Source organism: Luteolibacter pohnpeiensis (assembly GCF_016595435.1).
Lineage (GTDB): Bacteria > Verrucomicrobiota > Verrucomicrobiia > Verrucomicrobiales > Akkermansiaceae > Luteolibacter > Luteolibacter pohnpeiensis.
Window position 1 is genome coordinate 17,156 of the sequence record NZ_JAENIJ010000008.1, and the last position, 22,522, is coordinate 39,677.

General features: G+C 52.9%; 15 protein-coding genes. 9 read left to right on the top strand and 6 right to left on the bottom strand.

Features of this window, described 5'->3' with window-relative positions; translation table 11 throughout:
- The first annotated feature begins 69 nt into the window (after nt 1–69).
- Nucleotides 70–1,488 carry an MATE family efflux transporter gene (locus JIN85_RS06735; protein ID WP_200268924.1) on the top strand — a complete coding sequence of 473 codons (1,419 nt, stop codon included), beginning with the start codon at nt 70–72 and terminating at the stop codon, nt 1,486–1,488.
- Here the strand turns inward: JIN85_RS06735 and JIN85_RS06740 are convergent, their stop codons facing one another.
- Nucleotides 1,489–2,172 carry a 4'-phosphopantetheinyl transferase family protein gene (locus JIN85_RS06740; RefSeq protein ID WP_200268927.1) on the bottom strand — a complete coding sequence of 228 codons (684 nt, stop codon included), beginning with the start codon at nt 2,170–2,172 and terminating at the stop codon, nt 1,489–1,491.
- Nucleotides 2,172–7,856: an amino acid adenylation domain-containing protein gene (locus JIN85_RS06745; RefSeq protein WP_234047285.1), complete on the bottom strand. Its 5,685-nt coding sequence runs from the start codon at nt 7,854–7,856 to the stop codon at nt 2,172–2,174. Before JIN85_RS06745 ends, JIN85_RS06740 begins: the two co-directional genes overlap by 1 nt.
- 242 nt (nt 7,857–8,098) lie before the next feature.
- On the opposite strand from JIN85_RS06745, the gene JIN85_RS06750 reads away from it, so the two are divergent.
- The 4 genes from JIN85_RS06750 to JIN85_RS06765 all read left to right on the top strand — a co-directional run bounded on the left by JIN85_RS06750 (nt 8,099) and on the right by JIN85_RS06765 (nt 10,933).
- The gene (locus JIN85_RS06750; protein ID WP_200268931.1) at nt 8,099–8,518 is read left to right on the top strand and encodes a hypothetical protein; all 420 of its coding nucleotides are present in this window, start codon (nt 8,099–8,101) and stop codon (nt 8,516–8,518) included.
- A gap of 377 nt (nt 8,519–8,895) precedes the next feature.
- Entirely contained in the window at nt 8,896–9,390 is a 495-nt protein-coding gene (locus JIN85_RS06755) for a TPM domain-containing protein (RefSeq protein ID WP_200268933.1), read from the top strand.
- On the top strand, nt 9,387–10,175 hold the full coding sequence (locus JIN85_RS06760) for a TPM domain-containing protein (RefSeq protein ID WP_200268935.1): 789 nt from the start codon (nt 9,387–9,389) through the stop codon (nt 10,173–10,175). Before JIN85_RS06755 ends, JIN85_RS06760 begins: the two co-directional genes overlap by 4 nt.
- The gene (locus JIN85_RS06765) at nt 10,172–10,933 is read left to right on the top strand and encodes a DUF3108 domain-containing protein (protein WP_200268937.1); all 762 of its coding nucleotides are present in this window, start codon (nt 10,172–10,174) and stop codon (nt 10,931–10,933) included. The genes JIN85_RS06760 and JIN85_RS06765 overlap by 4 nt, the downstream gene beginning before the upstream one ends.
- A gap of 123 nt (nt 10,934–11,056) precedes the next feature.
- On the opposite strand, the gene JIN85_RS06770 is transcribed toward JIN85_RS06765, so the two are convergent.
- Both JIN85_RS06770 and abc-f read right to left on the bottom strand, forming a co-directional pair.
- The gene (locus tag JIN85_RS06770; protein WP_200268939.1) at nt 11,057–11,536 is read right to left on the bottom strand and encodes a PEP-CTERM sorting domain-containing protein; all 480 of its coding nucleotides are present in this window, start codon (nt 11,534–11,536) and stop codon (nt 11,057–11,059) included.
- A 199-nt stretch (nt 11,537–11,735) separates the two neighbouring features.
- Nucleotides 11,736–13,370 (bottom strand): ribosomal protection-like ABC-F family protein, encoded by a 1,635-nt coding sequence (gene abc-f, locus JIN85_RS06775; RefSeq protein WP_200268941.1) that lies wholly within the window; start codon nt 13,368–13,370, stop codon nt 11,736–11,738.
- Between the two features lie 126 nt (nt 13,371–13,496).
- Between abc-f and bamA the strand changes: the two genes are divergently transcribed.
- Entirely contained in the window at nt 13,497–15,851 is a 2,355-nt protein-coding gene (gene bamA / locus JIN85_RS06780) for an outer membrane protein assembly factor BamA (RefSeq protein WP_200268942.1), read from the top strand.
- 58 nt (nt 15,852–15,909) lie between these two features.
- On the opposite strand, the gene JIN85_RS06785 is transcribed toward bamA, so the two are convergent.
- Nucleotides 15,910–18,111, bottom strand: a complete 2,202-nt coding sequence (locus tag JIN85_RS06785; RefSeq protein ID WP_200268944.1) for an excinuclease ABC subunit UvrB — start codon at nt 18,109–18,111, stop codon at nt 15,910–15,912.
- Nucleotides 18,112–18,197: 86 nt separating this feature from the next.
- The gene (locus JIN85_RS06790; RefSeq protein ID WP_200268946.1) at nt 18,198–18,707 is read right to left on the bottom strand and encodes a glycine cleavage system transcriptional repressor; all 510 of its coding nucleotides are present in this window, start codon (nt 18,705–18,707) and stop codon (nt 18,198–18,200) included.
- 127 nt (nt 18,708–18,834) lie between these two features.
- Between JIN85_RS06790 and JIN85_RS06795 the strand changes: the two genes are divergently transcribed.
- From JIN85_RS06795 to JIN85_RS06805, 3 genes are all read left to right on the top strand, one after another.
- On the top strand, nt 18,835–20,556 hold the full coding sequence (locus tag JIN85_RS06795; RefSeq protein ID WP_200268948.1) for a hypothetical protein: 1,722 nt from the start codon (nt 18,835–18,837) through the stop codon (nt 20,554–20,556).
- A gap of 65 nt (nt 20,557–20,621) precedes the next feature.
- Nucleotides 20,622–21,878 carry an NADH dehydrogenase (quinone) subunit D gene (nuoD, locus tag JIN85_RS06800; protein ID WP_200268949.1) on the top strand — a complete coding sequence of 419 codons (1,257 nt, stop codon included), beginning with the start codon at nt 20,622–20,624 and terminating at the stop codon, nt 21,876–21,878.
- Nucleotides 21,879–21,920: 42 nt separating this feature from the next.
- Nucleotides 21,921–22,496 carry an NADH-quinone oxidoreductase subunit NuoE family protein gene (locus JIN85_RS06805; RefSeq protein ID WP_200268951.1) on the top strand — a complete coding sequence of 192 codons (576 nt, stop codon included), beginning with the start codon at nt 21,921–21,923 and terminating at the stop codon, nt 22,494–22,496.
- The last annotated feature ends 26 nt before the right edge of the window (nt 22,497–22,522 follow it).

Below are 22,522 nucleotides of genomic sequence, written 5' to 3' on the forward strand. Positions count from 1 at the left end.
TCGTCTTTACAATCTGCTCAGGGTTTCGGTTGGGCATTTGGAAATAATGGTGGATGGTAAGGCCGTCGCATGCCTGCCACCCGATCTTCACTGACTGAGGGACCGATCCTCAAGTCGCTTGTTTCCCTTTCGTTGCCAATCGTTTTTGCCAACGTTTTGCAGTCCATGTATCAGCTCACCGATACTTTTTGGGTGGGACGTCTGGGTGGAAACGCGGTTGCAGCAGTCTCAGTGAGTTTCCCGCTGATTTTCCTGATGATTGCACTTGGCGGAGGCTTTACGGTGGCCGGCTCGACTCTCGTTGCTCAATACACGGGAGCGAAAAATTCGAAAATGGTGAATCACGTCACTTCGCAAACGCTGATGATCGTGTTTTTTGCCGCAGCTTGCCTCTCGTTGCTGGGCTTTCTCTCATCGGGTGCCTTATTGCGTTTGATTGGAGTGGAAAAAGTCATTTTGGGTGATGCGACCACGTATCTCCGAGTCTCTTTCTCTGGGTTGATCTTCCTGTTTGGTTACTTCATGTATCAATCGATCATGCGGGGTCTGGGAGAGGTGAGGGTTCCACTTTATATCGTATCGGGCACGGTGTTGCTCAATCTTTTGTTAGATCCGCTTTTCATCTTCGGTTGGGGACCGATACCGGGCTCGGGAGTTTCCGGGGCTGCTTATGCGACCATTGGAACCCAGTCGATTGCCATGTTGACCGGCTTCTGTGTCTTGTTCAGCGGGCGCTATGGCATTCATTTTCGCCTCGCCGGATTCCGGCCGGATTTTGGCATGATGAAGCGAATCCTCAAACTGGGCCTGCCCGCATCGATCGAACAATCGACACGCGCTTTAGGCATGTCGATGATGATCTTTCTGGTTGCAGGGTTTGGAACACTTACCGTTGCGATCTTTGGGATTGGCTCGCGGATTTTGAGCTTTGTCATCATCCCGGCGCTGGGTTTATCGATGGCCACCGCTACACTGGTCGGCCAAAACATTGGAGCGGGGAATTTGCCGCGTGCGAACTCAATTGCCAGACTTAGCGCACTGGTCGCGTTCGCCGCTCTGACCGTGGTGGGCATACTCTGTTTCTGTTTCGCCCAACCGTTAATCCGCTTCTTTGTTCCATCGGATGAGGCCGTGGTTTCTGGGGCAGTGATCTTTTTGAAAACCATGGCGCTTTTCTTCGGTCTGATTGGTGCCCAGCAGGCATTGATTGGGGCGTTCCGTGGATCTGGAAATACCTTTATGAGCATGATGCTCGCGATTGTTTCCATGTGGGTATTCCAATTTCCGTTGGCTTATATTTTATCCCGACACACCGGGATGGGACCTCGTGGAATTTGGTGGACCTATCCGATTGCCAATTTTCTATCGACTGCCGTTACTCTGGCCTGGTTCCTTCAAGGTAGCTGGCAGAAGAAACGTATCACGGAAGAGGCGCCCGAAGAAACTTCCGTGAGTGAAGAGATTATCACGCAGGAAGGATTACGCTGATCACGGAGTGAAATGTTGTATCTCCAGTTTGGCGACATTTGCTGAAGAAATCATGGCAGTATAATCTGCTAGATCGGGATGTTCAATACGCCGAATGCACTGACTCGATAAGCCGGGTAGCAATGCGTCGCAATGGGCATTTGCATGGGTTCCCGAAAACCTAATTTTCAAACTCTCTGGTGCTTGGAAAAGACCAACACCCATTGCTTTCAGCACTGCTTCTTTCGCTGTCCAGATTTCGAGTAATTGCTGGCAGCGGAGGTTTTTCTGAGATGATAGTGTGGCGATTTCCTCCGGGTGACAGAAAAAATCGACGCATTCCAAAAGCTCTCGACCCCGGATGCCGGGTTCTAAGTCGACCCCAATTTCGCGATCTGTGGAGACTGCAAAGATCGCTAAATGATCGCAGTGAGAAAGATTGAAATAGAAGTTGTTTTCAGGCTTTTCCAACATGGGCTTACCCATCGCTCCGGTAATAATCGCGATGCTTTCCGGAGATTGATCTAACATTCCTCCCAGGATCATACGCATGGCAGCACGGTAGGAAATCCATGGCTCAGCATGTTTTTTAAAAATAAATCCGTCAGCGCGTTCCATTTCATCGGATGAAAGCACAGCTCTGGCTTGATCCATTGGAATCATACCTGGAGTGATCAGGAATACTTGGATGACGGGTGAGGCCATTAATCGAGAAGTGTCGGACTGCGAGGAATACGTGCAGCAAGTTCGGTGCCCAGTGAATCTGCGTTTTCCGGATCAAAGATTGTTAGATGCCTGCCGACGACACGAACAACCTCGACTCCTTCTGCCGCATAATTCGTCCACCCGTAATCTTCTGGCCATGCGATCTTGTCGCTGGAAGTAGTAGCGCGAAAGAGCACGATGCGACCTTGGAAAAGTCGAGGATGATGAGATTGCATGGCGCGAAGGTTTTCTTCTCGAACTTGAATGCGGCGTTGCTCACTGTGCGGCTCAGTGGTGTGTATGCCCCGCACTTTGCGTTGACCTGATTTCACATGCCAATGAGTTTCGATACCATCTACCATGCGTCGGATAAGCTTTGCTAAACGCGCCGGGATTGTGAGATTTTGATGTTGAGACCAGAAAACCTTCAATCGCTCAAGCGGTGAGTAATAACGATAGGGCTCCGATAAGTTATAGGTGTCAAATAGGCCAAGGAAGTCGACTTTGTGGCCTGCTGAGGTCAATTGGCAGGCGATCTCGTGAGCAACAACCCCGCCAAAGGAGTAGCCAGCAAGTCGGTAAGGGCCAGCAGGCTGCTGAGCCTGGATTTCTTGGATGTAGGAACCTGCTATGTCTTGGATGCTCGTAAGGTGCGTGTGTTCGGGGCTGCTGAGATCGTGTGATTCGATCGCAAACATAGGAAGATCATCCGGTAATGATGCTGTTAGATTGCGATAAAATAAAATCCCGCCATCGCCGCCATGGATGCAGAATAACGGAGGCTGATCGCCACCATCAGATAATGCAACGAGGACACCTGGACTTGCATGATCTTCGTAGCGCTCGAGCAGGGCGGCCAGATCTGCCAGGGTAGGTGCATCCAACAAAAGGGAGAGGGGTGCCAGAATTTTCAATTCTTGGTGGATTCTGGAAAACAGTTGCAGAGCAAGCAACGAATGTCCTCCCAGTTGGAACCAATTGGATTCACGGCCAATATCGTGTGTGCCTAGTAGATCACTCCAGATTTGTTTCAGTGTCTTCTCGGTGCGAGTTGCGACCGGGGAGATTTTCGCATTTTCCACAGTCGCAGGCAACGGCAGGCTGCTGACATTTGTTTTGCCGTTCTTATCTAATGGAAATGCTTTCAGTATTCCAATACCCGCCGGAATCATGTAGCTCGGAATCTTGCTGGAAAGAAATGAAATGACTTCCTTGGGTGTCAGTTTCGAACCATCTACGGGAATCACCCAAGCATACAATTGCCTGCTCGTGACTTCATCTCCACGAGCTTCTGCTTTTGCTGAGGCAATTTGTGAATGGGATAAAAGGGCTTCTTCGAGTTCTGCTAGTTCGACGCGGTAGCCGCGAATTTTGATCTGTGAGTCGATTCGACCAATCAATAGGATAGACCCGTCCATAAGATATCGGCACCGGTCGCCGGTTCGATAGATTCGACCTAAATCCGGATATTGAATGAAGGAACTAAGGGTGAGCTCCGGGTTTTTGTGATACCCGATTGCAAGTCCATCGCCTGCTAGATAGAGCTCACCTGGCATGCCAATCGCGACAGGTCGCAATTCCTGATCAAGGATGTATCCGGTGGTATTCGCAATGGGCTTGCCGATGGGAATCGTCGGTCGAGTAAGATCCGATTCGGTGACATGATGGCTGGTGGAAAACGTGGTGTTTTCCGTTGGTCCGTATCCGTTGATTAACTTGGTATGCGGCAACGTTTTGATTGCCAGGCGGGCATGTCGTGGAGACATGATATCGCCGCCTGAAATGAGGTAGCGGACATTGATGAGTTTTTCTGGATGATGTTCGATCATCAACTGGAAAAGCCCGGCCGTAAGCCACAGGATGGAGATTTGTTCTGAATGGATGGACTGCGCTAGTGTGTCCAGATTGCTAGAAGGAGGTGATAGAACAAGTTTTGCTCCATTCAGTAGCGCTCCCCAAATCTCGAATGTTGCCGCATCGAATGATAACGAAGCGGTTTGAAGAAAGACGTCCGTTTTCGAAATTTCGACATATTGTTGTTGCCGAACCAGGCGTGTGACAGCTCGTTGGGGGATGACGACACCTTTGGGCGAACCCGTGGTGCCACTGGTATAAAGGAGGTAGGCGGGGGATTCGCCATCGGCGTGGACAGGAAATTCTACGGCGCTTTCTCTGCGGATCACGCTCTCGGAATCGATGTTGATTCGATCCGGCGAAAATGATTCGGATTCAGTAGATCCAGCATGCAATATGATTCGGATATCGGCATGCTCCAGTATGAACTGCTTGCGGTTCACCGGGAGCGATGGATCGATAGGAACGTATGCGGCGCCGGTGTGGAGAATTCCGATCATGGACGCGATCCACTGGAACGATGAGCCGCCAGTGATAGCGATGAAATCGCCCTGTTTGGCGCCGTGTTCCCTGAGGTCTGAGGCGATTTTCCACGATGCATCTAGTAGTTCGCGGTAAGTCCAGGTATTTCCCTCATGCAAAATCGCCGGGCTGTTAGGATGGGCATTCGCGACTTCCAAGAAGAGAGTCGAGAGAGATTCCTGCCTTGGATAAGGAATGAGACATGGCGGAAATTCTGCAGGTGGAATTCCTATCCGAACGTCTTTTCCGGGTTTACTTGACTCGACTAGTAAATCTGAAAGCAAAGCCGTGAATTGCTCGCCAAGCCGTTGAATGGTGGATTTGGTGAATCGACCAGGATCATAGTCGAGATACGCGGTGATGCTGTCGGTGGAATCGATGAGGCGAAGTGTGAGGTCGAATTTAACTCCGGAAGGTTGTGGATAGAATGGCTCAATGCTTAAGTCGCCGATTTTTGGGTTAGTTGTTTCTTGATGGAGGACGAACGCGACTTGGAAAATTGGGTGACGATCCGCTTTTCGAGGCGGGTTGATGCATTGAACCAATTCCGGAAAGGAAATACTTTGATGCTGGATCGCTGCGGCGACCTTGGTCGACGTGAGTTTGGTTAGATCGCTGAAATTTTCATCACCCGATGTTTGGATGCGAACTGGTATCATGTTCGCAAAGTAGCCGATCAATGGCTCGAATTCAGTTAGAGTTCGGTTGGCGGTAGGTGTGCCGATGACGATGTCATCTTTACCAGTCCATCGAGCGAGCAGCGCAGCAAACGCGCTAAGAAGGGTGGTGAATCGGGTGATGGATTCGCGTTGGCAAAAGTTTCCGAGCTCCACGAGCAGATGTCTCGGGAGCTGGAGCTCAACCATGGATTCAGACCGCCTTCGTCCGTTGGTGGGTAAGTGGTCGAGCGGTAACTCACAAAATGGCGGAGCATCGCTGAGTTCTTGTCGCCAGTATTCCCGAGCTGCATGATGATCACGTTGGTTATCCCAGATTGCAAAATCATTGAACTGAATTGCCATCGGCTGCGGGTCTTGATTTCCATGTTGATAGTAAAAATCAAGTTCTTGCATGAATACATCTATCGACCATTGATCGGAGATGATGTGATGAAAGCTGACCAATAACGCATGATCAAGCTCGCCCATCTTGAAAATGATAGCTCTGAACAATGGGCCGTTTTCCAGATCGAATACAAAGGCTGCCGTTTCTTTGGCAATTCGTCTGAGTTCGAAGGATTGGGCGTCCTCTTGTTCCAGGCTCAAATCATGAAACTCCAAACAAAATGGCTTTTGTTGAAGTGCGGGTCCTTGCTCGGGAATGATCAGCCGCAGAATATCGTGTCGGTCAATGATGCGAGCTATGGCGCTTTCAAGCTTTTTTAGATCGAGCAACCCGTGAATGCGTCTTCCCTCAGTTAGATTGTAGTCGGTTTCATTTGGATGTGATTTTTCCAACATCAATAGCCCTTGCTGGGCTCTCGAAAGCGTCAGACGAGTGCCTGGCTGGTGAATCAGTGATGCGGCATGGGATGGTGATTGATCCGCGATCGCGCGGATCATTTGCTCGACACTTGGATTTCTAAACAATGCATCTGTTGTTAGATGGATTCCCAATGCTTGATTGATCCGATTAATCGCCCGCATCGCGGTCAATGAGTGGCCTCCCAAATGGAAGAAATTCTGACGTGGATCTATGGAGTGATTGCCTAGAACTTCGCCGAAAATAGCGGCGACCTTTTGGGTGATCGGATCCTGTGACTCCTGTGACAACACTGGGAATGTTTTGAAGTCCCATTGACCTGGCTCAGGCATGGCCTTCCGATTAATTTTACCGTTCGGCGTCAGCGGCATTCGGTCCAGTTTTGTGAAACTGGAGGGAAGCATGTAAGTGGGCAGGGAGGCTGATAGTTCTTCGCGGATTTTTTCCGAAACGGGCGAATGGTCACCTGTGAAAAAAGCGGCAATGTTTTTTTCGCCATCAGGAGATTCATGCAAAATGGCAACGGACTCCGTGATGCCATCAATCATCCGCATGGCGGACTCGATTTCTCCGAGTTCAATGCGAAATCCACGCAGCTTGACCTGCTGATCGATTCGCCCGAGGCAATCGATTTTTCCATCTTCACGCCAGCGAGCCAGATCACCGGTGCGATAAACTTTTTCGTAACTCCCGTCTGCTAATCGCAGCTGGAAGAACTTTTCCGCAGTGAGTTTTGGCTGTTGATAATAGTCGATCGCCAGTCCTGCTCCTCCGATGCATAATTCGCCAATTTCTCCACCAGTAACCGGGCGGTCATGGTCATCTAACAGATAGATTGTTGTATGATCAATTGGCCGACCAATCGATATATCTGAATCGCGGACTTGATCGACCGTGGACCAAATCGTCGCTTCGGTTGGTCCGTAAAGATTCCAGAGTTCACCACATCGAGGAAGTAATTCGGTGGCGAGCGCGGGTGATAATGATTCTCCGCCACAGAGGATTTTGAAATCAGCATGGCCTGTCCAACCGGCTTCGACCAATAGTCGCCAGGTCGCGGGCGTGGCCTGCATCACGTTGGCTTTAGAATCGATTAGTAACTGCTTCAGAGCTAGGCCATTGCTGGCAGTTGCGCGATCCGATAGAATGATTCGTCCGCCATTGACCAAGGGCAGGATCAGTTCGAGAAAGGCAATATCGAACGATAGGGTGGTGACCGCGACTAAGCGGTCATTTTTGGTGAAACCCGGCAAGCGGGACATCGATTGCAAGAGATTGATGCACGCTGCGTGGGAAATACGAACGCCCTTGGGCAGGCCTGTTGAACCGGAGGTGTAGATCAGATAAGCGCAATCTGTTTGATTAGATCGATGCCCCGTGAACGTAGCGGGAAATGCAGAGATCACCTCTGAATCGTCATCCAAGCGGATCTGTTGGATCGAGTCGGTTGGGAATGCATCTTCACTTGCCCGTTCGGTGATCACCCATTGAGCTCCGGAATCTTCCAGCATGTGGGAAATCCGGAGTGGGGGAAAGGACGGATCGATCGGCAAGTAGCTGGCTCCAGTTTTTAATACCGCGAGGAGCGCGATCAGCATGTTCGGTGAGCGCCCAAGACCTAATGCGATGATTTGGCCACACCCAATTCCAGCTTTCGCCAAATAGCCTGCAAGCTGGTTGGTTCTTACCTCTAATTCAGCATAGGAGAGATGCAGCCCTCCAAACTGGAGTGCGATCGCATCATCTGGTTGCAAGTTACATGTTCTGGAAACCCATTCGTGAACCGAACCTGCTCTCGATGAGAAGGTTGGAGCTGGGTTAGCCATTTCGTAGAAAATCTGTAGGAGTAGGCATGATCGGGGGGAGTGGATGCCGCGCTAGGTTGATATCCTATGCCTGAAATCGCCTTCGGCAACAAGCTGGGATCAAACGAAATAGAAAATCTTTCCCATCCAATCCACCCAGTGGGTGCCGAAGTCGACTGGATTCTGGGTTGTCATTCGCCATGCAGACGATTAGCTTTTCCAGGCTTTGCACCCACACCAGCAAGCAGTTGAGTATGAATTCGATGGCCGAATACCAACAGTTTCGTGATCAGGAGCACTTAAACATGCTCGCGATTTTCCATTATGTGGTGGCTGGTATTTTGGCCCTGGCTTCATGCATCCCGGTGATTCATTTAACTTTCGGACTTTTCCTCGTTTTCAATCCTCCAGTTACAAAAGGAGCTGAAGCTTTTCCCCCGGAGTTTGGATGGTTTATTGTCATCATAGCTTGCTTTTTCATCACGATCGGTTGGGCGGTTGCCATTGCCACCTTTCTCTCCGGCCGCTTCATTTCAAAGCGTCAGAACCGGATGTTCAGTTTTGTCGTGGCGTGCATGATATGTCTTTTCATGCCATTGGGGACCATACTTGGCGTCTTCACGCTGATTATTCTCAGTCGTGACTCGGTGGTCGCACTTTACAACGATCGCCGGATTGTCTGACTGGGCGACTTCGATCCCTATCAGGGAATCTCCGGTTTCGCAGGGCTTGTCGGCTTTGAGGCGCACGCACGGCGAGAAGGGTGCCGCTTGCTGGCGAACGTTGGATTTGCACGTCGATGTGATGTGCAACTGAAGAATTCTCTACAAATTCAGAATTGCCACCGAGAACAAAAAATACAACAGTGTTTATAAATCGAAGTGCTGATCTCTGAACTGAAATGAGCGTTCCTCCCCCCAAGAAAGAAAAGAAATACCGAGCAAGATCGATGGCGGCAGGCGCTGTGTTTTGTCCGTCGTGCGGCTACCGCCTCAAGGATCGTGATCGAGACCATGAGACTGGCTGTTGCCCGGCTTGTGGCTTTTCAGGCCAGGATACCATGAGCCTATTTCCTTATCTGCCTCCCTTGTTAGAGCAGGTGACAGATACAGCGAATCTGTTTTCGGCCGCCGATGTGAAGCTCATTGAAAAGGAGATCAAACGCTTCCAGCGAGCCTTTCCTCAGTTTCATTGGCGAGTTGCGACTGCAAACTTGAATGAACATGAAAGCCCGAGCTTGTTTGCATTCTGGCTGCTGAATGTCAGTGGCTTGGGGAGTGACGAACGAATGGAAAATCGGCCATGGACGATCCTGCTGGTGATTCTGCGGGACGGGAGCGTGGCCCTTGCTCCGGGATACGCCGCAGAGATTTGGTTGGCTGCAGATCGATGGGGTAAACTGCTGGCGGAGCTCAATCGCGATGTCCGCAGGCGAAACTACGGCCCTGGCGTTCGTGATTTCATTGCACGTGGAGCGTTGCTTATGGGGAAGGCATGGACGAGCGCCAACCGAATCGTTCAGCGGAAGTCAAAACGACCATCGTTCCTGTCATGAATCGCTGGAAATGGATGATCGTCGCCCTTCTCGGCTGTTGGGGAATGCTCGCGCATGCTGCGCCGGAAATTGGGCCTCGACCCGAGAACCGGATCTACGATCCCGATCATCAAATTTCAGAAGCGAAGCGTGATGAGATCAGTCGGAATTTGGCATCCATTCATCAGAATGCAGGCATCGATATGCTGGTGGCTGTGGTCAGTGATGTTCGAGGCACTGAACCACAAAGATTGGCGAAAAATTTTGCAGACCAGTGGGGGTATCATGGTGGCCACGCGCTGGTGTTGTTTGTCCCGGGAATGGGCGGAGGACCTTGGATCGAAGTCGGAGGAATGATCCGGAGTGAAATTCCGGATCCGACTCTCGCTCAGATTACACAAAACGCGATCAATCGTGCCCGGATGGAAATCTCCACGGATGAATCAATTTTGCGAGCTGTTGAGTCACTGGGGGATGATTTGCGGTTTTTCGGAGGCCAGGCGGCGAGAGGCACTGCGCCAACGGTCATTACGATGCAACCCCAAGCTCCAATCCGTTACCGGAACCCTGTGATCGTGGGTTTGCTCCAGCTTTTCCGGGATTGGAGAGAACTGATGATCTTTGGCGTTATCGGAGTGTTGGTAATCCTTTTCCTCGTCCTCGGCTTATTCCGCAGCTGGCGTCGGTTCAAACTGATGACGCCCAAGAAATTTCCATCGATCTCGTGGAAGCCCCGGTTTGGTGCGCCTCACGCAGCGATCGTCTATACCTATTCCCAAAAACATAAAACCCGTTCATCCCGATGATATCTCGTCCAATCCATAGTCGAATTTTGGTTGCCGCTTGTTTGTTAACGGCTGGTGCTTCGGTTTCCTGTGAAAAGTCGGCTCCTGCGGCAAAACAAGAGGAAAAGCCTGCAGCCGAGCTGCCGCTAAGTGAACTGGCCCAAGCTGACTCACCGGTTTTGGAAATTCTCCCGGGGCATACCTGGAGTTATCAGGTCACGGTCGAGAATCCTTATGACACCCGGATCGAAAAATCTCTGAAAGGGAGTTTTGTTAGAACCAGAACTTACCTGGGAAAAGTGAATCCAGGCGAAGGTCATCCGATGACCGATTGTTTCGAGGTCCAAGCGAAAGGAGCGAAGACCCAGCGGGAATACGTCGATATCCAGCCCAACGAGATTCAGTTGCGTGGGCAGGTGGATGTTGAGGCTGACGGCGCTCAGTCAAACTTCGTCTGGCTGCAGCAACCCATGACTTTTTTCCGCGCCGGGTTGGACGCAGGAGATACTTTACCATTTGCAGTCTTCAATCAGGACAAAGACGTCTGGCGCGTCATCCGCGTGATTGGGCGTGAGGATTTAACCGTGCCAGCCGGGACTTTCAAAACGGTCCGTTTGCAGATGTTCGGTAAAGACGGAAATGTTGGGTTGAGGCGAACCTACTGGTTCGCTCCCGGAGTGGGAATCATCCGCGAGGAGAAAGTCAGAGAGGTTGATGAAAAACCGGTGTTCCGCGAAACTGACGAGCTTGTTTCCTCGACCCCAGGAAAGAACGCCTGAGTTGCCGTAAATTAGCTTATTCCGCGCAGTTCGATTTTTTCAAAGTAACCTGCGGATGCAAATAGGCGCCGTTGCCTCAAAACACGGCGCCTATTTGTCCAACTAGTCTAACCAAAACCAGGTTCAGCGCCGACGGCGCACGAACAATCCTGCGGCTCCTAACAAACCGAGGACAGCTGAGCTTGGCTCAGGCACAGCGGCAGCGTTGAAGGTTACGGCTCCAATTCCAGCACCATCGGTGGACCCTTGGAGTGCCACGGCGTATTGAGATGAAGAAATAGGAATCACCACAAACTGTTCGCCGGAGATCGCCGATACGGCCACTGTGCTGAAGTCAACGTCTGTAGGCACACCACCGAGGAAGGTCACCAGAACGACCTCGTTGTTGTCGAATTGAAGCGTGGCTCCACCGTAGAAGTCGGTGCCGACTTCAAGGGAAGACGCATAGTTCGCGCTGAAACTGACATCACCGTATCCAGGAACGTTGATGACCAGATCGGACGGTAGCGTTGCACCCACACTCGATGCAAAATCGAGCGTGAACGCATGAAGAGCTGGTGCCAGCAGGAGAAGTGCTGCCACCATGGTTGCTTTGATTTTCATGTTTTGGGGGATTTCGATTTGTGTTGAAAGACGGACTCCCAATCGAGAGACCATCTTCAAATGCAAAGGAAACAGAACAAAAAATCAAACACAAGATAAATCATGTAAATATTTCAGATGAACACATCTAAGAAAAAGAAAACCCGCACGGCTCGTGATGCCGGGCGGGTTGATGAGTTTCAGGTCAGACAACAGCTGCTTATGCTGTGACTGCTCCGCGATCATCCGAAAGGCCGGATTTCTCGAGGAAATAGTCGTATCCGCCGGTGTAGCGGGTGACGATGGCGCCATTTTCAGGGTCTTTGTCGTTGCGGGTGACGTGCAAGGTGGTTTCAGCCAGGTTGCGGATGAAGTGCACATCGTGGGAGATGAAAACCAGCGTGCCTTCGTAGGTTTTCAGCGCGTTCACCAACGAATCGATGGAAAGAATGTCCAAGTGAGTCGTTGGCTCGTCCATCAGCAGCAAGTTTGGCGGATCGACCAGGAATTTCACCAGGTTCAGACGAGATTTTTCGCCTCCGGAAAGGACGCCGCAGCGTTTTTCAACATCGGCGCGGCGGAACAAGAAGGTCCCGAGAATTGCTCGGGCGTCCTCCTCGCGCAAGGTCGGGCAGGCTCCCATGACTTCATCGAGCACGGTGTTGAACTCGTTCAAAGCCTCGGCTCGATGCTGGGAGTAGTAACCGATCTTTGTCAGGTAGCCGGGTTCGCGCTTGCCAGCATCGATTTCCAGTTCACCGGCGAGCAGTTTGAGCAGAGTGGTTTTACCCGCACCGTTCGGGCCGACCAGGACGATTTTGTCGCCGCGTTCAATCGTGAGATCGAGGTCTTTGTAAATGCGTTTGGTGCCGTAGGACTGGCCGACTTTTTCCATCTCGATGACCTTTTGGTTCGATCGAGGAGGCTGGGGGAATGAGAACTTGAAGGGCTTGCGCGGAGCGCGTGGCTTTTCGATTCGCTCGATCTTTTCGACCAATTTGATCCGGGATTGGACTTGCGCAGCCTTCGAGCCGACCTGGCGGAAGCGCTCGATGAACTCCATGTGGCCTTCGATTTCTTTGTTTTGGTTGCGATACGCCTGGACTTGCAGTTCGTAGCGCTTCTCGCGTTGATCGAGGTAAGAGGAGTAATTGCCGGTGTAGGAAATCAGGGCCGCTGCGTCGGGATCAATCTCAATGACGGTCTCGATCATGGCATCCATGAAGTCGCGATCGTGGGAAATCATCAGGATGGCTCCCGAATAGTTGAGCAAGTAACGTTGCAGCCAAAGCAGGGAAAGCAGGTCTAGGTGGTTGGTCGGCTCGTCGAGCATCAGCAGGTCCGGCTCCATGACCAAAAGTCGGGCAAGGTGGGCACGCATGACCCAGCCACCGGAGTATTGGCTGGCGGGCTTGTTGAAATCTTCCTGCTTGAAGCCCAATCCGTTGAGGATTTTTTTCGCTTTCGGCTCCAATTGATACCCATTCAGAGCGGTGAATTGATCCTGTGCCTTGCCAAATTCCGGCGAAGAAAGGTCACCGGATTTCTCACCTTCGCGGATCGTGCGCAGCAGACCGATCATTTCCGGGGTGATGCCCATCGCAATTTCCAGGATCGTCTCGTCCGATGGCTCGCCAGCTTCCTGCGGGAGGTAGCCGGTGATTGCGTATTCATCGCGCTCGATGGTGCCTTCATCAGGCTGGTCCTCATCGAGAATCATGCGGAAAAGGGTCGATTTACCGGCACCGTTAGGGCCGACGAGGGCCACCCGTTCGCCCCAGTTGATGGACATTTCTGCCTCGCGGAGCAGGGTGCGGCCGCCGAGGGTCTTGGTGAGCTTGTGAATCGTTAACACGCCGCCGGTTTACTGAAGGACCGGGAGATGAGCAAGAATTCACTCGAACCTGTCGAAACGGCGTTCGCTATTGACCTTGACGAGTCCCCGAATCACCGCGCTTTATAGCGCATCTTGAATACCCGCATGCGACTCCCATTATCTCCTCCTCCACTCGTGGCCAGCGGTCTTGGCCAATTCGCTGCTCTTACCTCGATTTCGGTGCTGGCTCTCGCAGGAACCGTCCATGCGCAGGATTTCGAAGGGAAAACCATTTCCGAAGTCGCCATTCGCTACCGCGGGGTCAAGACCGTGGACGAGTCGCGTCTGCGCAACTTCATTTCCAGCAAAGCAGGCACGCCTTATCGCACCGAGAAGCTGGATGACGACATCAAGGCCCTGTACAATTCGGGTTTGGTGACCGACATCCGCTGGCTGGCTGAGCCTGTTGGGGATCAAGTGAAGCTAATTGCAGAAGTAACCACTCAACCTTCATTGCATGCGGTTGGATTTTTGGGTAATAGCTCTTCTTTCAAGGATCAAACCCTCGCGAAGGAATCAAAGCTGAAGGCCGGTGGTCCGCTGAGCGATGCGGAAATTCTCGAAGCCCGCCGCAATATCGAGAAATACTACCAAGGCTACGGATACCCGGACGTCACGGTAACACACCGCTTCCAGCCAAGCAGCGAGCCTGGCTCTTCCGATCTGATCTTTGTGATTGATGAAGGATTGAAGAACGAAATCCGCCACATCCGTTTCGAAGGCAACAAGGCATTCACCACGCCGGAGCTGAAGAAGGAAATGAAGGTGAAGGAAAAGGGTTGGTTCTCCTGGCTCACCAAATCCGGCCGTTTCGAATCTTCCAAACTCGGCGACGATGTCGAGGCGGTGTTGGATTACTATCGCAGCAAAGGCTACCTCCGCGCGAGCAGCCCGGGCATTCGCCGTGAGCCAGTGGGTGACGGTCGCGTAGATCTGATCATCCCGATCAATGAAGGTGAGAAATACACCGTCAAAGGCGTCAGTTTCGGCAAGATGACTGTCTTCAAGCCGGATGAGCTTTATCCAGCGCTTACGTTGAATGGCAACGATGCCTATTCTTCCAAGAAAATGCGGGCCGATGTCACCATGATCCGCAGCTACTACGGTTCTCGTGGTTATGCGGATGCTCAGGTCAGACCTGAAATCACCGATGCAGGTCCCAATCAGGTAAACATCAAATATTTTGTCACTGAAGGCTCCCGTTTCCGCGTCGGCCAGGTGCACATCGAAGGCAACACCAAGACCAAGGATAAGGTCATCCGCCGGGAAATTCCTTTGGAGCCGGGCGATTGGTTCAACTCGGTTGAATTGGAAACCACCAAGAACCGCCTGACAAACCTCCAATACTTCAGCGAAGTCCAAGCGACCGGCTCACCTGGCGGATCGGGCTATCGCGATGTGAACGTCCTGGTCGAAGAAAAGTCGACCGGTACCGTCGGTGTCGGTGTCGGCTTCAGCTCGATCGATAGCGTGGTCGGATTCCTGAACCTCGAACAAGCGAACTTCGATCTATTCAACCCATGGAATTTCACCGGTGGTGGACAACGTTTCGCCATGAATCTTCGCCTGGGTAGCGAGCGCACCGATTTCAGCATCTCGCTCACCGAACCATGGTTCATGGACAAGAAACTCGCCCTTGGTGGTGAATTGTTCTATCGCCAATCGGATTACTTCAGCGACGAGTATCAACAAACCAACGTTGGTGCGGCGATCTCACTTCGCAAGCCACTGACAGAAAAGAGCTCGGTCAAGCTCGAGTATCGTTTGGAAAACATCGATATCGATGTGGATAGCGATGTTCCTGTTGCTTCCGTCTTCCACGATGACGATGGGAAATACGTGCGTAGTGCGGTCAGCCTCGACTACATTTATGACAATCGCGACAGCACCTTGCTGCCACGGGTTGGTCATCGTTTCGATGCAAGTGCATCGCTCGCCGGCGGCCCATTCGGCGGTGATGTCGATACCTTCACCCTTTCCCTGCGTGGCCAGAAATATTGGAACCTGAAATGGGATTCGATCTTCTCGATCAACGGTGAGCTTGCCTTCGTCGATAGCGTCAAGGGTGACCGGGTTCCTGTGTTCGATCGCTTGTTCCTCGGCGGTGGACGCACGCTTCGCGGTTTCGAATTCCGCGATGTGGGACCACGTGACAACCCGGGTGGAACCGATGAAGCAATCGGCGGTAAATCGCTGGGTTATGTTTCGTTCGAATACACCGTGCCAATCATCGAAACCGTCCGTGCGGCCGTGTTCTATGACACCGGTTTCGTCAACTCAGGCGCATGGGATCCCGCTCCGGATGATCTTTACAGCGACGTCGGTATCGGTATTCGCCTGACGCTCCCTGCGATCAGTCAGGTGCCACTTGCTCTGGACTACGCAGTTCCAGTCTCATCACCGGATGACGAGGCGGACAAGGGTGGTCAGTTCAACTTCTACCTGAACTACGGATTCTAATCACTTACCGCCCGCAGAGGAATGGTTCTCTGCGGGCCGGAAAAATTCCTTCGGTTTGCTAGCGGGCGCCGCGTCGCCCCTTTGGCTTGCCTTGGCCTTTCCCTTTGCCGTATTTGACCGGCTGGGTGGTGTGCGTGGTGGATTTGTCGTTCTTGAGTGCGGCGATCTGGTCGCGCAAATGAGCGGCGCGCTCAAATTCCAAGCGCGAGGACGCTTCCCGCATTTCTTCCTCAAGCTCTGAAATGACACGGAGCTTATCGTAGGTCGCTTCATCATCCGCAACCATCGAAGCATTCAATCGATCAGCTCCCGCTTTTTCGCGTTCGTGGGTTTGCAGCGATTGCTGCAGCGCGCGTTTCACGCTTTGAGGAGTGATCCCGTGCTCCTCGTTATGTGCCTGCTGCCTGGAGCGGCGGTATTCAGTGACGTTGATCAGCGCCTGAATCGAGTCAGTGACATTATCGCAAAAAAGCACGCATTCGCCGCCGACGTGGCGTGCGGCGCGCCCTGCGGTCTGGATCAATGAGGTCTCGTTGCGCAGGAAACCTTCCTTGTCCGCATCCAGGATGCAAACCAGTGAAACTTCCGGCAAATCGAGGCCTTCCCGCAGCAGGTTGATGCCGATCAGAATATCGAATGCGGCAGCCCGCAGTTGGCGCAGGATTTCGACCCGTTCCACGGCGTCGATATCTGAATGCAGGTATCGCACCTTGAGGCCGGTGCCTTGCAGGTATTCCGAAAGATCCTCCGCCGTTTTTTTGGTTAGAGTTGTGATGAGAACGCGTTCGTGGCGTTCCACCCGCTGTCTGCAGAGCTCGATGGTTTCGTCGATTTGCCGTTCAAGCGGACGCAGAACCAACACCGGATCGAGCAATCCCGTGGGGCGGATGATTTGTTCTACGACGAGTGGCGTACCGCGCTTTTCCGGATCGAAATCGCCTACCGGCTCATCATTGCCACTGGGTTTCACTCGCAGTTTTTTCAGATCGAACGGCGTGAAACCGCCGGAATCCTTGCGCGATTTGACGGGGATGTAAGTTCGGTTTTCCGGTCGTGAATTGACGATTTCAAATGGCCCGGGTGTTGCCGAAACATACACCCGCTGGTTGGTCATCTGGATGAATTCATCAAATCGCAGCGGCCGGTTATCCAGTGCGCTTGGCAGTCGGAAGCCGTGATCGACAAGCACGGTCTTGCGGCTCTTGTCGCCTTCGAACATGCCGCCGATCTGCGGGATGGTGGCGTGGCTTTCATCCACCAGAAGCAGGAAATCGCGCGGGAAGAAATCTAACAAGGTGTGTGGCCTTGCCCCCGGTTCGCGGCCTGTTAGATGGCGTGAATAGTTTTCGATGCCTTGGCAGAATCCCATTTCCGCCATCATTTCGAGGTCGTATTCCGTGCGCATCCGCAGCCGCTGGGCTTCGACCAGTTTGCCTTCTTTTTCAAAGTTCTTGATCGACTCCTCCAACTCCTGCCGGATGGCGACTGTTGCGCGTTTCATCTTGTCGCCGGGAGTGACGAACTGCTTGGCGGGGAAAAAGGTGTGATTTTCCAACCGGTCAATGGTGTTGCCGGTGAGGGTGTGGATGCTGCTGATGCGCTCGACTTCGTCATCGAAAAATTCCACGCGGATCGCGGTTTCGTCGAGGTAGGCAGGGTGGATTTCCACAACGTCGCCACGAACCCGGAATTTACCGCGGCCGAAGGCGATGTCGTTTCTTTCGAACAACATGCCGACCAGTGAGGTCAGAAATTCCTCGCGGCTCAGATTTTGCCCGACCCAGACCGGCAGCATCATGTTCTCGTAATCTTCCGGCGATCCCAAACCGTAAATGCACGACACCGAGGCGACGACGATGGTGTCGGGGCGGGTCAGCAGCGAGCCCATGGTGGACAGGCGCAGACGCTCGATCTCATCATTAATGGACGAGTCCTTTTCAATGTAAGTATCGCTTCGCGGGATATAGGCTTCCGGCTGGTAGTAATCGAAGTAAGAGACGAAGTATTCGACCGCGTTGTGCGGGAAAAAGTTTTTGAACTCGGAGTAAAGCTGCGCCGCAAGAGTCTTGTTGTGACTCATGATCAGCGTTGGCTTGCCATGATTCTGGATCAGGTTCGCCATCGTGAACGTCTTCCCCGAACCCGTGACGCCGAGCAAGGTCTGATGCTTGTTTCCAGCAGCCAGAGATTTCGACAGCTTGGCAATCGCCTGACCTTGGTCGCCCTGAGGTTGGTAATCGCTGACAAGTTGGAACGGCATCGCGGTCGAAGCTTTGGAACAAGGGTGGGGGAATGATCGAAGCCGCTTCAGTCACGGCTTCGATCTGCAAAAAAATCCCGGCGGGATCAGAGAATCTCGACGGAAAGGTCGCCGCCCAGTTTCTCGATTGAGCTGGTGAGAATGGCTGGATCGCTTCCTGCGGGGATGGAAACCACGCCACGCGCGCGGAACATCGGGTGGCCGGCCATCGCGGCACTTTCCAGTCCGGTGGTGAATTCCTCAACGTTACCGCCGCCATTGGAGATGGCAGCTGCCAGTTCGCGGACGATGCCGGGACGGTCGTGAGCCACCACATCGATGGTCACGGTTTCGCGTTTTTCCGGTGATTCCGGGCCGTCTTGCGGAACGGCTTGGACGATGAGGCCGAGCGTGGCGAGGCCTTGCAGCGCTTCGATCAGATCTTTGGTCGAAGAGCTTGGGCACTCGACGCGGACAATGCCTGCGAATTGACCGGCAAGGCGGGCCATGCGGCTGTCCAGCCAGTTTCCGCCGTTGGCGGCGATCGCATCGGAAAGGAGTTTAACGAGGCCCGGGCGATCTGCGCCGAGCACGGTCATGACAAGGGAGGTGGGCATGGGGCCAAGGTGGCGCATCTGTTTGAGGGATGCGAGGGTTTTTCGTTCGTCGATTTTCGCCACCTGCAGGCTTGTGATATTGCCAAATGAGGAGCACGCTTCTTGCACCGTCATTCAACGATCCCCCATGGTTAGCGCGCATCCCTTTCAAATTCTCTTCGAATCATTCGGCCGTTTGCCGGTCGATCATGCGGAAAACGTCAATCGCGAGGCTTATGAGACGTTGCTGGATGTTTTAAAGGTCCCGACTGAAAGCGTCGGCCGCTGTGTCTTGCTGCGCGCGCCACGGGCTGGTCATGGAAAGACGCATTTGCTTTCACGACTGCAACATCAGTTGGTCGGCTCCCACGAGTTTATCTCACTGCAACCCTCGTCCGGGACGCGGATCACAGCTTCAACTGTGATCGAAGATGCCATACGCCGCCTGACCCGGACTTTGCCGGCATCCGGTGGATTGACTGCGATGGATTTGTTGGTACGGAAGCTCTTTGCCTTTTCACTGCAGCCGCTGGTGCGCTCTGGCGAAGTTCCCTGTCAGGATCGCGATGGTGCTCTGGGCGCATTGAAAAACCGGCCGATCGAGACCTTTGATTTCCACCATCCCAACGCGGTGACCGCCCAGTGGGCGCGGGAAAATTTCGAAGTTCTGGGGCCTCGATTGGGGATGGAACTTGCCCAGCAATGCGGCATTCCGGTGCGGGATGTGACGTTCTGGCTGGATTCGATGTTCCGATTTGCTTCGACACCGCTGGACTACCCATCGCGCATGCAGACGCTGGCACAGGCGGTTTTGGGAGCAGAAATGACGGAAGGGGTGGCCATGGATCGTCTGGAGGCGATTCTTGGATTGCTGGCGTCCCAGCAACGGGTTGTCTTGGTCGCAGATGAACTTGAAGGGTTTTCAGCTGACGAAACCGCCGCACTGAAATTGTCCGCGTTCATCGGCGCTTTGCGGCAGTCCGTGGACCGCTTGGATGTCATTTTATCATTGAATCAGGACATCTGGGACAGCGCGTTTCTTCCCCGACTCAGCGGAGGCTTGGCGGACCGCTTGTCAGAGGTGTTGGTGGAGCTGAAACCACTTTCTGAAGATGAAATCATCGCTTTGCTTAACTCCCGGGCTCCAGGGCTTGGTGAGCAAGTCAGGGCGCACATCGATACCAGCGATCTACATGCGCGTGGCCTGATCCGCGCCGCAGGTGAGGCATGGGTCAATGCGGCGCGCGCGAGATCCTCGCAGCCTGTAGAACCAATTTCGGAAGCACCGGTGGCAGAACCAACAGTTCCTGCAGCCCAGCCGGTCGAGCCGGAAGTGGAATACACCGAAGTTGAATACAGCGCACCAACTGAAGCTGAAATCGCTCCGCCGGAACCACCTGCCGAGCCTGAATTGCCAGCCGAAGAGGAAGATTTCAGTTCGCCATTTACCATCGCTGCCGAGCCCGCAGTTGAAGAGAAACCTGTCGATTCACCGTTCATGGCAGTAGCGGAGGTAGAGGAGTCTTCGTGGGAGGCGCCAGTTGAAGATTCGCCGTTCCAGATCGCCGAAGAGCCGGTTGTAACTGAGGTCGAACCTGCATTTGAACCTGAAAAAGCGCCTTCTCCCTTCGAAGCCATTGCTTCGGATGCTTCACCATTTACGGCGGTGCCGGATCAGCCAGAACCTGCCCAGCCGGAGGAGGATTTGAGCCAGCCAATTTTTGAGGAAAAACCGCCAATTGCTGAGGAAACACCGGTCCAAAGCCAACCAGATACAGCGCCGAAACCTTCGGAAGTGGCTGGCGATCAGAAGCGTGTCGATGACCTGCTGCGGCAGTTCAGAGAGCGCTATGGTCGCGGGAGTTTGTGAAAAATTTCACAAAGCCCTTGCGATTCGCCAGGGTTTGGTCGCTTATTGTAGAGGTAGAAACCCGCATGAGCACCACACAGGATTATCAGGCGCCCGATACCCATGCCAAAGCGGCCAAAGCCATGGAAGATTACCATGGTGAGACCGATGATTTGATGGGAGAGCGCATGGTCCTGAACATGGGCCCATCGCATCCGGCCACGCATGGCGTGTTGCGTTTGGTGCTGGAGCTTGATGGCGAAGTGATAGTTTCGGCTGACCCCGATGTGGGTTTTTTGCATCGGGGCGATGAGAAAATCGCCGAAAATATGCACTACAACCAATTCGTGCCATACACGGATCGGCTGGATTACCTCGCTCCGCTTGCGAACAACGTGGCCTACGCCTGCGCGGTCGAGAAATTGATGGACTGGACCTTGCCGCCCCGCGGTCAGGCCTTGCGTGTGCTCTGCTGTGAGTTGGCACGCATTTCCGCCCACATGCTGGGTGTGGGTGTCTGCGCGATGGATGTCGGCGCAATGACGGTTTTCCTCTACACCTTCACCGAGCGAGAAAAAATCTACAATCTTTGCGAACAACTCACCGGTGCGCGCTTCACCACTTCCTACACCCGGGTTGGCGGTCAGTTGCGCGACATGCCAGCGGGTTTCGAAGCAGCCGTGCGCAAGTTTCTGGATGAGTGCCTGATCGCGATCGGCGAAATCGGTAAACTCCTCGATAAGAACAAGATCTTCCTCGATCGGATGATCGATATTGGTGTCATTTCCAAAGAATCAGCCGTCAGCTGGGGGCTTACAGGCCCGAATCTCCGGGCTGCTGGAGTGCCACGGGATTTGCGCAAGGATCGGCCCTACCTGGGTTACGAAAACTATGACTTCGATGTCCCAATCGCCGACGAAAGCGATTGTTATGCCCGATATCAGGTGCGGATGGAGGAAATGCGTCAATCGATCAAAATCTGCCGTCAGGTGCTGGATACCATGCCGGACGGGCCCGTCAATTTGGTCGATGCCAAGAGTACGCTGCCGAAGAAGGAGCGGGTGTTGATGTCGATGGAAGAGCTGATCCACCATTTCATCATCTCGACCCAAGGGATCGACGCGCCGGCGGGAGAAATTTATTTCGGTGCGGAAAACCCGAAAGGAGAGCTCGGATTTTACATTCATTCCAAGGGCGGCGGTGTTCCGTATCGGTTAAAAATCCGCAGCCCGTCATTCTGCAATCTTTCCATCGTATCTCGTCTGTTGCCGGGTCATATGGTATCCGATATTCCGGCGATCCTTGGTTCACTCGATTTTGTCATGGGCGAGTGTGATCGTTGATGTTAGAACCCGTGATCCATGGTCGAATCCTGATTTCTTCTCATGTCATCTTCCGCTCTCAACGAAAACATAGCATCTCATGAAACTCCGGGCTCGAAGTTTCATCCGGCATTCGAGGTGACTCCTGAGCTGGAAAAAGAAGCCGATGATCGGATTTCGCATTATCCGGTGAACAAGCGTTCGGCAGTGCTGCCGTTACTCCACATCGTCCAGCATCGATTCGGCTACATTTCCGCTCCTGCGATCGATTGGGTAGCGGCGAAGCTCGAAATATTGCCGATCAAGGTGTTAGAAGTCGTTACATTCTATCCGGGTTTCCGACAATCAGCGCCGGGGAAGTATCATATACGCGTTTGCAGAACCTTATCCTGTGCCATGGGAGGTAGCCATGAATTGATGGAAAAAATCTGCGAATTAACAGGGATAGACCGATCCGCCAGCGATCCTCACCATCACCCGATTTCCATTTCACCTTGTGGTCGTTTTTCAGTCGAGTTCGCGGAATGCCTTGCTTCCTGTGGAACGGCTCCTGTTTGTATGGTCAATGATGACTTTCATGCGGCAATTCCTGCGGAGAAGGCAGAGGATTTGCTGAAGAAATATGTCGATAAAATTTGATCGCAAAATCCGGGCGATCTGTTGAA